Genomic DNA, 228 nt, shown 5'->3' with positions numbered 1-228 from the left:
ATGAGCTGGGTATTAAAACTGACCACCAGCGGTGGGGAGATATACAGCCGTTCTTCACTATTGGAAAGATGAATCGTCTTCTCAACGCGAAACACTAACTGATGCGGTCCATTATCCAGTTCAATGCTGTCCGCACCGCGCAGCAGAGAGCTGGAAACCTTCTTGCCGTCGAGTACCAGAAGATCGACATCGGTTGAAAGCCGCAGCGTGGTGGCAAAAACGGATACC

1 protein-coding gene is annotated in these 228 nt (G+C 50.9%); it reads right to left on the bottom strand.

Features of this window, described 5'->3' with window-relative positions:
- A partial coding sequence (locus SB756_RS36460; protein ID WP_410914133.1) for a DUF2057 family protein occupies positions 1–228 on the bottom strand: 228 nt, incomplete at both ends.

The sequence above is a fragment of the Pseudomonas sp. SIMBA_068 genome, from assembly GCF_046534705.1.
Taxonomy (GTDB): Bacteria; Pseudomonadota; Gammaproteobacteria; order Pseudomonadales; family Pseudomonadaceae; genus Aquipseudomonas; species Aquipseudomonas putida.
Note: the sequence above shows the minus strand (reverse complement) of the source record. Positions and strands in the feature narration are given on the sequence as shown.